This is a genomic window from Streptomyces herbicida, assembly GCF_032656585.1.
GTDB classification, from domain to species: domain Bacteria; phylum Actinomycetota; class Actinomycetes; order Streptomycetales; family Streptomycetaceae; genus Streptomyces; species Streptomyces herbicida.
On record NZ_JAUYWJ010000019.1, the window covers coordinates 153,828 to 167,022 of the forward strand.

The following is a 13,195-nucleotide window of genomic DNA, read 5'->3' on the forward strand; positions in this document are numbered from 1 at the left end:
GGGGCGCCCGGAGACCGATCTCCGGGCGCCCCCGTTCTCGTAACCCTCGAACGTCAGCTGTTGTCCCGCCGTACCGACAGCAGGTCCTCCAGCTGCTCCTCCCGGGCCTGTGCGGCCACGAAGAGGAGTTCGTCGCCCGCTTCCAGGGAGTCGTCCTTGGAGGGGGTGAGGACGCGGGTGCCGCGGATGATCGTGACCAGCGAGGTGTCCTCGGGCCACTCGACATCGCCCACCTGGGTGCCGGCCAGGGCCGACTCCTCCGGGAGGGTCAGCTCCACGAGGTTGGCGTCGCCGTGGCTGAAGCGCAGCAGCCGGACCAGGTCGCCGACGCTCACCGCCTCCTCGACCAGTGCGGACATCAGACGCGGCGTGGAGACGGCGACATCGACGCCCCAGGCCTCGTTGAACAGCCACTCGTTCTTGGGGTTGTTCACCCGGGCCACGACACGCGGGACGCCGTACTCCGTCTTCGCGAGCAGGGAGACGACCAGGTTGACCTTGTCGTCGCCGGTCGCGGCGATCACCACGTTGCAGCGCTGGAGCGCCGCCTCGTCCAGGGACGTGATCTCACAGGCGTCGGCCAGCAGCCACTCCGCCTGCGGGACGCGCTCGACCGAGATGGCGGTCGGCGCCTTGTCGATGAGCAGGACCTCGTGGCCGTTCTCCAGCAGTTCGCCGGCGATCGAACGGCCGACCGCGCCGGCACCGGCAATGGCGACCCTCATCAGTGACCGCCCTCCTCTTCGGGGCCCCCGGCGAATGCCGCCTCGACCTTCTCGACGTCGTCCGGCCGCATCATCACGTGCACGAGGTCGCCCTCCTGCAGCACCGTCTGCGAGGTGGGCAGGATCGCCTCGCCGAGGCGGGTCAGGAACGCCACGCGGACGCCCGTCTCCTCCTGGAGCTTGCTGATCTTGTGGCCGACCCACTTCGCGGAGGCGTGCACCTCGGCGAGCTGGACGCCGCCGGTGGGGTCGCGCCACAGCGGCTCCGCCCCGGACGGCAGCAGCCGGCGCAGCATCTGGTCGGCGGTCCAGCGGACCGTCGCCACGGTGGGGATGCCCAGGCGCTGGTAGACCTCCGCGCGGCGGGGGTCGTAGATACGGGCCGCGACGTTCTCCACGCCGAACATCTCGCGGGCCACGCGCGCGGAGATGATGTTCGAGTTGTCACCGCTGGAGACCGCGGCGAAGGCGCCGGCCTCCTCGATGCCCGCCTCGCGCAGGGTGTCCTGGTCGAAGCCGACGCCGGTGACCCGGCGGCCGCCGAATCCCGGGCCCAGCCGGCGGAAGGCCGTGGGGTCCTGGTCGATCACGGCGACCGTGTGGCCCTGTTGTTCCAGGGTCTGGGCAAGAGCGGAGCCCACTCTTCCGCAGCCCATGATGACGATGTGCACGGTCTTTACCCCGCACTCCTCAGGCCGCTGACTTGCGTGAACGCAGTGCTCATATCCTTCTCTCGGCTCGCCGGGGCAACGGGTCGGGGGACCTGTTTAGCGGTCCATCAGGCAACATCATGCCGGGGAATCCCCCGTGTGATCCCCCGCGGGTACGGATCGCCACCCGTGTGTGCCCAAGTCCACCGTAACCGCAGGGACCGACAGCCCCGCTCGTGCCTCCCGGGAGCCTGGACCGCGCGGGTGACGGCCCCGCGGACGGCCCGCCCACGCCGCCCCCGCACCGCGCCGCCGACCGGGACCCGGACCGGGCGGCACGCCCCCGGGAGTGTCGGAACGGTGGGCGTTGCGAGTGATGCTGCGCACGCTCAGCAGGGTCAGGATTCCGAGGCCGAAGAGGGCGGCCGCTGCGCCGATGAGCTCTGCGGTCGCGGGCATGGAACCTCCGGGGATCGGCGACAGGCGGGGTTTGCCATCTAGGCACGGGGAGTCCGCCGCCCACGGAATCCGCAGTTCCAGTCGTACGTGATTTCACTCATGAGGCAGATCGTGAGACGCGGGTGGGCGACTGCCTGTTCGAAGGCCTACCATGCTCTGTCGTGTCCAAACTGACCGACGTGCCCAAACGGATCCTGATCGGGCGCGCTCTGCGCAGTGACCGGCTGGGAGAAACCCTCCTGCCGAAGCGCATCGCACTCCCCGTCTTCGCCTCCGACCCGCTGTCCTCCGTGGCCTACGCTCCGGGAGAGGTGCTGCTGGTCCTGTCCATCGCGGGCGTGTCGGCGTACCACTTCAGCCCCTGGATCGCCGTCGCGGTCGTCGTGCTGATGTTCACCGTGGTCGCCTCGTACCGGCAGAACGTCCATGCCTACCCGAGCGGCGGCGGCGACTACGAGGTGGCCACCACCAACCTCGGGCCCAAGGCCGGGCTCACCGTCGCCAGCGCGCTGCTCGTCGACTATGTCCTCACCGTCGCCGTCTCCATCGCCTCCGGCATCGAGAACCTCGGCTCCGCGGTCCCCTTCGTCGTCGAGCACAAGGTGCTCTGCGCGAGCGCGGTGATCGTGCTGCTGACGCTGATGAACCTGCGCGGCGTGAAGGAGTCGGGCAAGCTCTTCGCGATCCCGACGTATGTGTTCGTCGCCGGCGTCTTCGTCATGATCGCGTGGGGCGCGTTCCGCGGCCTGGTCCTCGGCGACACCATGCGCGCGCCGACCGCCGACTACCACATCAAGGCGGAACACCAGGGCCTGGCGGGCTTCGCCCTCGTCTTCCTGCTGCTGCGCGCCTTCTCGTCAGGCTGTGCCGCGCTCACCGGCGTCGAGGCGATCTCCAACGGCGTCCCGGCCTTCCGCAAGCCCAAGTCGAAGAACGCGGCGACCACGCTCGCGATGATGGGCCTGCTGGCCGTGACCATGTTCTGCGGCATCATCGCCCTCGCCATGTCGACCAAGGTCCGCATGGCCGAGAACCCGGCCACCGACCTGATCCACAACGGCGTCCCGATCGGTTCCGGCTATGTCCAGAACCCGGTGATCTCCCAGGTCGCCGAGGCCGTCTTCGGCAAGGGCAGCTTCCTGTTCATCGTGCTGGCCGCCGCCACCGCCCTGGTCCTGTTCCTCGCGGCGAACACCGCGTACAACGGCTTCCCGCTGCTCGGCTCGATCCTCGCCCAGGACCGCTACCTCCCGCGCCAGCTGCACACCCGCGGCGACCGCCTCGCCTTCTCGAACGGCATCGTGCTGCTCGCGGGCGCGGCGGCCCTGCTGACCGTGATCTACGGCGCCGACTCGACGCGGCTGATCCAGCTGTACATCGTCGGCGTGTTCGTGTCCTTCACGCTCAGCCAGACCGGCATGGTCCGGCACTGGAACCGCCACCTCGCCGCCGAGAAGGACCAGGCGAAGCGCCGCCACATGGTCCGCTCCCGTGCGATCAACGCCTTCGGTGCCTTCTTCACCGGCCTGGTCCTGGTCGTCGTCCTGGTCACCAAGTTCACGCACGGCGCCTGGGTGGCCCTGCTGGGCATGGTCATCTTCTACGCGACGATGACCGCGATCCGCCGCCACTACGACCGTGTGTCCGAGGAGATCGCCGCTCCCGAGGGCCCGAGCGACGACAGCGTGCGACCGTCCCGCGTCCACTCCGTCGTCCTCATCTCCAAGATCCACCGCCCCACCCTGCGCGCCCTGGCCTACGCCAAGCTGATGCGCTCGGACACCCTGGAGGCGCTCACCGTCAACGTCGACCCGGCGGAGACGAAGGCGCTGCGCGAGGAGTGGGAGCGGCGCGGCATCGACGTGCCCCTGAAGGTGCTCGACTCGCCGTACCGCGAGATCACGCGCCCGATCATCGAGTACGTCAAGGGCCTGCGCGCGGAGTCCCCGCGCGACGCGGTCTCGGTGATCATCCCGGAGTACGTGGTCGGCCACTGGTACGAGCACCTGCTGCACAACCAGAGCGCCCTGCGGCTCAAGGGCCGTCTGCTGTTCACCCCGGGCGTCATGGTTACCTCGGTGCCGTACCAGCTGGAGTCCTCCGAGGCCGCCAAGATCCGGGCCCGCAAGCGGCAGGAGTGGAACGCGCCGGGTGCGGTACGACGCGGTCCCGCCCAGCAGCGGCCGAAGGAGCCGACCGCCGGGAACTGAGCGGTGCGGTGACGACGTAGACTGGTGGGCTGTTGTACCGCCACTCGATCTGGAGTCACCCCACCATGCAGGCAGAACCGAAGAAGTCGCCGGTGGGTTCGCTCGTGGGGGCGGAGTACGAGGTCGAGGTCGGCGCCGTCGCCCACGGCGGCCACTGCATCGCCCGTACCTCCGAGGGCCAGGTGCTGTTCGTCCGGCACGCGCTGCCGGGCGAGCGGGTCGTGGCCCGGGTGACGGAGGGCGAGGAGGGCGCCCGGTATCTGCGGGCGGACGCGGTCGAGGTGCTGGAGGCCTCGAAGGACCGTATCGAGGCCCCCTGCCCCTACGCCGGTCCCGGCCGCTGCGGCGGCTGCGACTGGCAGCACGCCAAGCCCGGCGCCCAGCGCCGCCTCAAGGGCGAGGTCATCGCCGAGCAGCTGCAGCGGCTCGCGGGCCTCACGCCCGAGGAGGCCGGCTGGGACGGCACGGTGATGCCCGCCGAGGGCGACAAGCTGCCGGCGGGCGAGGTGCCCCAGTGGCGCACCCGAGTGCAGTACGCGGTCGACGCCGAGGGCCACGCGGGCCTGCGCCGCCACCGCTCGCACGAGGTGGAGCGCATCGACCACTGCATGATCGCCGCGGCCGGTGTGACCGAGCTGGGCATCGAGAAGCGCGACTGGACCGGCATGGAGTCGGTCGAGGCGATCGCCGCGACGGGCTCGCAGGACCGCCAGGTGATCCTGACGCCGCGGCCCGGCGCCCGCCTGCCGATCGTCGAGCTCGACAAGCCCGTGTCGGTCATGCGGATCGGCGAGAAGGACGGCGGCGTGCACCGCGTCCACGGCCGCCCCTTCGTCCGCGAGCGCGCGGACGGCCGCACCCACCGCGTCGGCAGCGGCGGCTTCTGGCAGGTCCACCCCAAGGCGGCGGACACCCTGGTGACGGCGGTCATGCAGGGCCTGCTCCCGCGCAAGGGCGAGATGGCCCTCGACCTCTACTGCGGCGTCGGCCTCTTCGCCGGGGCCCTCGCGGATCGCCTCGGCGAGAAGGGCGCGGTCCTCGGCATCGAGTCCGGCAAGCGCGCCGTCGAGGACGCCCGCCACAACCTCGCCGACTTCCCCCGGGTCCGCATCGAACAGGGCAAGGTCGAGTCGGTCCTGCCGCGCACCGGCATCACCGAGGTCGACCTGATCGTCCTCGACCCGCCCCGCGCCGGCGCCGGCCGCCAGACGGTCGCCCACCTCTCCTCGCTGGGCGCCCGCCGCATCGCCTACGTCGCTTGCGACCCGGCAGCGCTGGCCCGAGACCTGGGGTACTTCAGGGAGAGCGGGTACCGGGTGCGGACGCTGCGGGCGTTCGATCTGTTTCCGATGACGCATCACGTGGAGTGCGTGGCGATCCTGGAGCCCGACGCGAAGGGCGTCTGACCGGCTGGTTCTTGTGGTTCGGCACGGTGGGCCCGACCTGTGGCTTCGAGCCCCAGTACAGCGCTCACGCGACCCCTCCGATGACCGTGGGAGGGCCGTCACCACGGCGGCGACGTCCTCCAGCGGCTGTCTCCGGAGGCTGCCGCGGCCGGACTCGTCCCGTGACTGACGTCCACTGCGGCACGCCGGGCGGTGTATGTGTGTCAGGGACTTGGCGGAAGAATCCGCGATGTCGACGGAGCCGCCTCCGGACTTGGCGTACGTGGTGCCCGACAGGCCCCGTGCCGCGATGTCACCGCCGCCGAGAGTCAGATGCGCGGGGGTCGTCGCGGAAACCTCCACGTGGTACGTCACCGCGCACTTGTCGGCGCCGGAGCCGCATCCGGAGCTCTTCAGCAGCAACTGGCCGTCGTGCACGGGGTGTTCGGTCCGCGGCTTGCCGTCGCTGTACTGGTACTTCTCGACGACCTTGACGCTGTCGCCGGTGGTCGGCACCGCCTCGATGGATCCCGCGCAGTCGTCGACGCGCAGCGCAGTGATCCTCCCGGTGACGTCGTACGACTGTCGCGCCCCGGTCATGGGGAAGAGGTCCTCTTCGGCTGCGCTGCGGACGTATCCACAAGATCGGATCTCAGGGCGACCGCCCCCGCTGCAAGCGCCCCTTTAGCCCGTCGCCGGAAGATCCCTCTGACCTGGGTTCGCGAACCATGCGGGCCATGCGAGACATGCGAGGGGGATGCAGTTGTCACGCTTCGCCACTTTCACCGATCTCGTCCGGGCGCGGTGCGCCGAGTCCGCGGGCGATGACGTACACATCCAACTCCGTGACGCGAAGGACGGACCGGACGCCGAGCGGCTGACGTACGGGGAACTCGACCGCGCAGCCCGCCGTATCGCGGGGGCGCTGCGGGCGCACGGGGTCGAGGGGCGGCCCGTGCTGTTGATGTATCCGGGCAGTCTGGAGTTCCTCAAGGCGTTCGTCGGGTGTCTGTACGCCGGGGCCGTTGCCGTGCCCGCGCCGCTTCCCGAGGGGAGCGCGAAGGGGCGGCTCGGGCGGAGTTCGGCGATGCTGCGCGACTGCAAGGCGCCCGTCGTGCTCACGGACCGGGCGAGCGCCCCGGACGTCGCGCTCTGGCTGGCCACCGAGGGCCGGGACGACGTCGTGTGCGTGGCGAGCGATGCCCTGGCGGAGGGGCCGGCGGACGTGTGGCAGGCGCCCGCCACCCGGGCCGACGACCTCGCCTTCCTGCAGTACACCTCCGGGTCCGTGTCCGAGCCGCGCGGTGTGATGGTCACCCACCGGAATCTGATGGCCAACCAGGCCGCGCTGCAACGGGTGCTGGGGACCACGGCCGGGGATCGCTTCGGCGGGTGGCTGCCGCTGTATCACGACATGGGGCTCATCGCGCATCTGCTGCATCCCATCTGGCTGGGCAGTTCGTCGGTGATGCTCGCGCCGACCTCGTTCATCAAGCGTCCGGTGCGCTGGCTGCAGGCCATCGGTGAGCACGGGGTCACCATCGGCGGCGGGCCCAACTTCTGTTACGACCTCGCGCTGCGGCGGGTCACCGACGAACAGCTCGGCCGGCTCGACCTGTCCCGCTGGCGGCTCGCGCTCAACGGCGCCGAGCCGGTGCGCGCCGACACGCTGGACGCGTTCGCCCGCCGGTTCGCGGCCGCCGGTCTGCGGGCCGAGGCCATGTACCCGTGCTACGGGCTCGCCGAGGCGACCCTCGTCGTCTCGGGGGGCGTCGGCGGGGAGGCGTACCGGCGGTGCGACGTCGACGCCACCGCCCTCGCGCGTGACGTCCTGGCGCCCGCCGAGGCGGGCCAGGAGAGCCGGACGCTCGTCAGCAGCGGGCGCGTAGTCGACTTCGACGTACGGATCGTCGACCCCGTCGGCTACCGGGAACTGCCGGAGGGGGCCGTCGGGGAGATCTGGCTGCGCGGCGAGAGCGTCGCCGCCGGGTACTACGGGAAGCCCGAGGAGAGCGAGGCCGCCTTCCGGGCCGTACTGCAGGACGGCGAGGGAGGGTTCCTGCGCACCGGGGACCTCGGGGTGCTCGACGACGGTCAGCTGTACGTCACCGGGCGGCTGAAGGAGGTCGTCATCCTGAACGGCCGGAACGTGTACCCGCAGGACGTGGAGTACGCCGTCAAGGCGCTGCATCCCGCGCTTGCCGCCGGTACCGGGGCCGCGTTCTCCGTGGAGGCCGGGCGCGAGCAGCTCGTCCTCGTGCAGGAGGTCAGGTGCGAGCAGCTCGAAGGACCGCAGCTGCGTGAACTGGCCCAGCGGATCCAGGCGTTGGTGGGCAAGGACTTCCATGTGCCCGCGGGCAACGTGCTGCTCGTGCGGCGGGGTACCGTGCGCCGCACCACGAGCGGGAAGGTGCAGCGCACCCTCATGCGGCGGGAGTTCCTCGCCGGTGAGCTGCACGGGGAGTACGAGGTGCTCGATCCGGCCGTCCGTTCGCTCGTGCGGGCCGGGGACGTGCTGCTCGGGGAAGGACTGCTCCAGTCCACCGCCGGGGGTGGCGCATGGTGACCGTCGCTGCCGCGCCGGTGCGCGAGGCCGAGGCGCAGCGGCGGGTGGCCGCCGTGGAGGAACTGCTCGGCGACCCCGGCGACACCGCCAACCCGTGCGGCTACGCGGCCCTGTTGGAGGCCGACCGCGACGCGGTGCGCAGCGAGGCGGGCGAGGGCGCGCTCGACCGGTTCGGGATGCATCGCGAGTACGTGCCCGTGGAGCTCGGCGGCCGGCTGGAGTCGATGGACACCCTGGTACGGGTCATGCGGCCCGTCTTCCGGCGGGACGTCGGGCTCGGCATGGGATACGGAGCCATGTCCTTCATGGCCGCCGCCGATGTGTGGATGGCGGGGACGGAGGGGCAACAGGCGGACCTCGCCCGGCAGATGCTGGGCGGCTCGCGTGCCGCCATCGCCCAGCTGGAGACCGCGCACAGCAACGACTACGTCCGCAGCCAGGTGGCCGCCCGGCGCGGGGCGGACGGCGGGCTGCTGCTCAGCGGCCGCAAGCCCGTCATCAACAACCTCGACCGGGCCGACGCGCTGGTGCTGTTCGCCAGGACCGATCCGTCCCCCGGCCGCCGCAGCCACACCGCACTGCTGCTCGACCCGGCCCGGTTCCCCGAGGGGCGGGCCGAACTGCTGCGCCGGCACACCTCCCTGGGACTGCGCGGCTGTGTGTTCGGCGGTGTCGACTTCGACGACTGCCCGGTGCCGGAGAGCGCCCTGCTCGGGCCCGTCGGCGACGGGGTGCCGATCGCGCTGCGCTCCTTCCAGATCAGCCGTACGGTCATCTCGTCCATGGTGCTCGCGGCCGTCGACACCAGCCTGCGCACCGCCGTCCGCTTCGACCACGAGCACCGCGGCGGCGGCTGGTCCACCGGCGGTTCCGACTCGCAGCGCACCACCAGCGCGATCACCGGTGCGTTCGTCAACCTGCTGCTGTACGACGCGCTCGCCACGGTCGCCACCCGGGCCATCCACGTCCTGCCTGAGCAGACCAGCGTGTACTCCGCGGCCGTGAAGTACCTGCTGCCACGCGTCCTCACCGAGACGATGTACGACCTGTCGATCGTGCTCGGCGCCGGGTTCTACACTCGCGAGGGCACCCTCGGCATCTTCCAGAAGCACGTACGGGACGTGCCCGTCGTCACCCTCGGGCACGCCGGGTCCGTCGCCTGCCAGAGCACCGTCATCCCGCAACTGCCCCGGCTGGCACGCCGTTCGTGGTTCGTGGCGGACGAGGCGCCTGCCACGCTGTTCCGGCCGCGCGACCCGCTGCCCCCGTACGACCTGGCGCGCCTCAGTCTGGCCTGCGGCCAGGACAGCCTCAGCGCCACCCTGCTCGCGGTGGCCGCCGAGACGCCGGGGCGCGGCGCCGTCGAGCGGGTGCTGCGCGAGCTCGCGCTCGGTCTCGTCGACGAGTTCCGCGACCTGCGCGCCCGCGTGCTCGCCCTCGGCCCGGAACCGGGCGCGGCGCCGTTCCCGCTGATGGACCGCTACGCCCATCTGCTCGCCGCCTCAGCGGTGCTCGGCGTCTGGCGCCACAACCAGGACGGCTCCGACCCGTTCCTCGCCGACCCCGCCTGGGCGGCGGCCGCACTGCACCGCATCGCGCGCCGGCTCGGCGCGCCCGCGCCCGACCTGCCGGCCGAGTGCGAGCTGCGCGTGAGCCACGAAGTGCAGCTGCGCTTCAGCGACCGGCGCAGCTACGACCTCTACGACACCCCGCTGCCGGGATGAGCGCGGCACCCGCCCCGCATTCCGGTCCGGCGAATCCCATCGAAAGGCGTCCGGCCATGAACGTATCGTCCACCCGGCAGTCCGGGTTCCCCGCGCCCGGCGGTCAGCACGACGTACCGCCGCGCGGCTGGCTGCTCGACCGGGTCGCGCTCTACCTGGGCAGGGACGCGGACACCATCGACCCCACCGTGCCGCTGGCCGAGTACGGCATGGACTCGGTGTGCGCGCTGAGCCTGTGCGGCGACCTGGAGGACGAGTTCGGGCTCGTGGTGGAGCCGACCCTGCTGTGGGACCACCCCACCGTGCAGAGCCTGCTGGGCTTCCTGGCGGCCGAGCTGACGGTAGCCGACGCGCGCGGGGAGCGGTGATGGCGGACGCATCGGCGTTCGGTGACGGCGTGGCGATCGTCGGGATCGACTGCGCCTTTCCGCTCGCGCGGGACACCGACGCCTACTGGGAGCTGCTGCTGCGCGGCGGCGACGCGATCGGGGAGGTACCGCCGCAGCGGTGGGACCCGGCCGCTTTCCCGGCCGCCGACGGCGCCGCCCGTGCCGGGCTCGCGCGCGGCGGATTCCTCGACGACGCCGACGTGTTCGACAACGACTTCTTCTCGGTGCCGCCGCGCGAGGCGGCCGCCATGGACCCGCAGCAGCGGCTCCTGCTGCACTGCGCATGGCGGGCCGTCGAGGACTCCGGGGTGGCACCGGGCTCGCTGGCCGGCAGCGGCACGGGCGTCTACATCGGCGTGATGGGCGGCGAGTGGGGGCGGCTGCACCTGGGCGACTACGACCGGGTGACGCCCCAGCTCGGCGCGGGCAGCAGCGCGGGCATGACCGCGAACCGGATCTCCTACCAACTCGGCTTCACCGGACCGAGCATGGCCGTCGACACCGCTTGCTCCTCGTCCCTCGTCGCCGTGCACCTCGCGGTCGGGGCGCTGCTGTCGGGGGAGTGCGACACCGTGCTCGCGGGCGGCGTCAACCTCGTCATGTCACCCGCGCTCGGGCTCGTCTACCACCAGCTCGGGCTCGCCGCGGCCGACGGGCGCTGCAAGCCGTTCAGCGCGCTCGCCGACGGGATCGGGCGCAGCGAGGGTGTCGGTCTCGTCGTGCTGCGCCGCCTCACCGACGCCGTCGCCGACGGACAGCGGATCTACGCCGTCATCCGCGGCACCGCCGTCAACCAGGACGGCCGCAGCAACGGCATCACCGCGCCCAACCGCTGGTCCCAGGAGCAGGTCGTGGCCACCGCCTGCAAACGCGCCGGCGTCGAGCCCCGCGAGGTCGCCTTCATCGAGGCGCACGGCACCGGTACCGCGCTCGGCGACACCATCGAGTGCGCCGAGCTCGGCAGCCTGCACGGTGAGGACCGCGCCGAGCCCTGCGCGATCGGTTCGGTCAAGGGCAACCTCGGGCACACCGAGGGGGCCGCCGGAATCGCCGGGCTCATCAAGGTCGCCCTCGCCCTGCACCACCGGATCGTGCCCGCCAGCCGGTTCGCCGACCGCGAGAACCCCCAACTACGGCTCGCCCAGCGCGGGTTGCGGCTGCTCCGGTCGCCGCTGCGACTGCCGCCCGGACCCACCGTCGCCGGGGTGTCCAGCTTCGGCATGGGCGGCACCAACGCGCACGCCGTCCTCGCCTCCGCGCCGCGCCCCGCACCGCGTACCACCGCCAAGCGCTCCCGGCCCGGCGTGGGTGTCTTCACGCTCACCGCCGACACACCGGGCGCCCTCATCCGCAACCTCACCGAGCAGGCCGACGCCGTCGCCCGGCGCCCGCGTGCCGCCGCGGCCGCGCTGTGCCGGCACAGCAACCGCGTCAAGACCGGGCTGCCGTACCGTTTCGCCGTCACCGCGGGGGACACCGAGCAACTGGCGGCCGCGCTGCGCGAGGCGGCCGAGGGCGGGCTGCCCGAGCAGATCGCGCACCGGCCGTGGAGCGTGCCGTCCGTGGCGTTCCTGTTCACCGGGCAGGGCGCCCAGTACCCCGGCATGACCGCGGGCCTGTACCGCGAGTCGGCCGTGTACCGGCAGTACCTCGACGCGGCGGACGCGGCGCTGCTGCCGTACGTCGACACGTCCGTACGCGACCTGCTCCTTGCGGGCGAGTCGCAGGGCGACCAGCAGGGCGACGAGCAGCGCGACCAGCACGGCGTCTCCGGTGAACTCACCCAACCGGCCCTGTTCGCCGTCGAGTACGCCCTCGCCGCCACGCTCACCGCGCTCGGCGTCCGGCCCGCGGCCGTCCTCGGGCACAGCGTCGGCGAGTTCGCGGCGGCCGTCACCGCCGGGGCGCTCACCCTCGACGAGGCCGCACACCTGGTCGCCACCCGCGGCCGGCTCATGCACGCGCTGCCGGACGGCGGCGCCATGCTCTCCGTGCAGGCCGCCCCAGGCGCGCTGCGGCAGCTCCTCGCCGAGGAGCCGCAGGCGCACATCGCTGCCGTCAACGGGCCTCGCGACACCGTACTGTCCGGCACCGCCGAGGCGCTCGCCCGGATCGCCGAGACCCTGGAGGAGGCGCAGGTGCGCGCCCGTGACCTCCGGGCGCCCACCGCCTTCCACTCGCCGCTGGTGCGGCCGGTGCTGGACCGGCTCAGGGCGGCCGCAGGCACCACCGAACCCCAGGCCCCCGACGTCCCCGTGTTCTCCACCCGGTACGGCAGACTCCTCGCCCCGACCGAACGCCTGGACGCCGACTACTGGGCGGCCCAGGCCGAGTCGCCGGTGCTGTTCGCGGACGCCGTCGCCGACCTGGAGACGGTCTGCGCGCCCACCCATCTCGTGGAGATCGGACCGCGCCCGCAGCTGCTGCCGCTGGCCGGACGCGCCGGTCTCTCGTCGAGCGTGGAGTTCCTCCACCCGGCCCCGGGACCCGAGGCCGGTGGCACCGAACTCGCCGAGCTCGTCGCCCAGTTGTACCGTGCCGGGCTCGACCCGGAATGGGAGCGGCTCTACGACACCGACGTCACGTCCGGCTCCGGCGAGAAGCTGCGCGGCTACTGCTTCTCCACCGCGCACCGCTACTGGACCGCGCCGCCGTCCCCGACCAGGCCGGGGGCGAACGAGACGGGCCCGGGGCGGTCCACGTCGACTCCGCCGCGGCCCACCTCGGCACCGGCCGGGCCCGCGACGAGCGACCCGGTGTCCCGGGACCGGGACCCGGTCCTCGCCGCGGTCGTCGACGCCGTCGCCGAGGTCGGTTCGTACCCCCTGGAACAGGTCGTGCACACGGCCCGCTTCTACGAGGACCTCGGCTTCGACTCGGTGATGATCATGCAGCTCAAGGACCGTATCGAGGCCCGGCTGCCGCACCTCGGCGAGGTCTCCGTACAGCAACTCCTGCCCGCCCTGCGGTCGGTGGGCACCCTTGCCCAGTTCCTCGGCGGGCACCTGACGGAAGGGGTGCGAGCGTGAGCACCACCGCGGCCCGGCGTGCCCGGGAGCGCGCGAGCGTGACATCCGAGGCCCCCCG

General features: G+C 72.3%; 8 protein-coding genes. 6 read left to right on the forward strand and 2 right to left on the reverse strand.

The features are described from left to right. Positions 1-53 precede the first annotated feature (53 nt). Together Q8A52_RS34130 and Q8A52_RS34135 are read right to left on the reverse strand one after the other, a co-directional pair. Positions 54-725 (reverse strand): potassium channel family protein, encoded by a 672-nt coding sequence (locus Q8A52_RS34130; protein WP_316758540.1) that lies wholly within the window; start codon positions 723-725, stop codon positions 54-56. After that, entirely contained in the window at positions 725-1,396 is a 672-nt protein-coding gene (locus Q8A52_RS34135) for a potassium channel family protein (RefSeq protein ID WP_316758542.1), read from the reverse strand. The genes Q8A52_RS34130 and Q8A52_RS34135 overlap by 1 nt, the downstream gene beginning before the upstream one ends. A gap of 599 nt (positions 1,397-1,995) precedes the next feature. Here Q8A52_RS34135 and Q8A52_RS34140 point away from each other — a divergent pair. From Q8A52_RS34140 to Q8A52_RS34165, 6 genes are all read left to right on the forward strand, one after another. Further along, entirely contained in the window at positions 1,996-4,044 is a 2,049-nt protein-coding gene (locus tag Q8A52_RS34140; RefSeq protein ID WP_316758544.1) for an APC family permease, read from the forward strand. A 65-nt stretch (positions 4,045-4,109) separates the two neighbouring features. Beyond that, on the forward strand, positions 4,110-5,450 hold the full coding sequence (locus tag Q8A52_RS34145) for a class I SAM-dependent RNA methyltransferase (RefSeq protein ID WP_316758546.1): 1,341 nt from the start codon (positions 4,110-4,112) through the stop codon (positions 5,448-5,450). A 736-nt stretch (positions 5,451-6,186) separates the two neighbouring features. After that, positions 6,187-7,995 (forward strand): fatty acyl-AMP ligase, encoded by a 1,809-nt coding sequence (locus tag Q8A52_RS34150; RefSeq protein WP_316758548.1) that lies wholly within the window; start codon positions 6,187-6,189, stop codon positions 7,993-7,995. After that, on the forward strand, positions 7,989-9,719 hold the full coding sequence (locus Q8A52_RS34155) for an acyl-CoA dehydrogenase (protein ID WP_316758550.1): 1,731 nt from the start codon (positions 7,989-7,991) through the stop codon (positions 9,717-9,719). The genes Q8A52_RS34150 and Q8A52_RS34155 overlap by 7 nt, the downstream gene beginning before the upstream one ends. A gap of 56 nt (positions 9,720-9,775) precedes the next feature. Next, a complete protein-coding gene (locus Q8A52_RS34160) occupies positions 9,776-10,087 on the forward strand; it encodes an acyl carrier protein (protein WP_316758552.1) in 312 nt (103 codons plus the stop codon). Next, positions 10,087-13,137 carry a type I polyketide synthase gene (locus Q8A52_RS34165; protein WP_316758554.1) on the forward strand — a complete coding sequence of 1,017 codons (3,051 nt, stop codon included), beginning with the start codon at positions 10,087-10,089 and terminating at the stop codon, positions 13,135-13,137. The genes Q8A52_RS34160 and Q8A52_RS34165 overlap by 1 nt, the downstream gene beginning before the upstream one ends. Positions 13,138-13,195: the final 58 nt, after the last annotated feature.

Bases quoted from the DNA above. Each gene is read 5' to 3' on its own strand.
- Q8A52_RS34130 (WP_316758540.1), bottom strand. From the start codon at position 725: ATGAGGGTCGCCATTGCCGGTGCCGGCGCGGTCGGCCGTTCGATCGCC.
- Q8A52_RS34145 (WP_316758546.1), top strand. From the start codon at position 4,110: ATGCAGGCAGAACCGAAGAAGTCGCCGGTGGGTTCGCTCGTGGGGGCG.
- Q8A52_RS34150 (WP_316758548.1), top strand. From the start codon at position 6,187: ATGCAGTTGTCACGCTTCGCCACTTTCACCGATCTCGTCCGGGCGCGG.
- Q8A52_RS34155 (WP_316758550.1), top strand. From the start codon at position 7,989: ATGGTGACCGTCGCTGCCGCGCCGGTGCGCGAGGCCGAGGCGCAGCGG.
- Q8A52_RS34160 (WP_316758552.1), top strand. From the start codon at position 9,776: ATGAACGTATCGTCCACCCGGCAGTCCGGGTTCCCCGCGCCCGGCGGT.
- Q8A52_RS34165 (WP_316758554.1), top strand. From the start codon at position 10,087: ATGGCGGACGCATCGGCGTTCGGTGACGGCGTGGCGATCGTCGGGATC.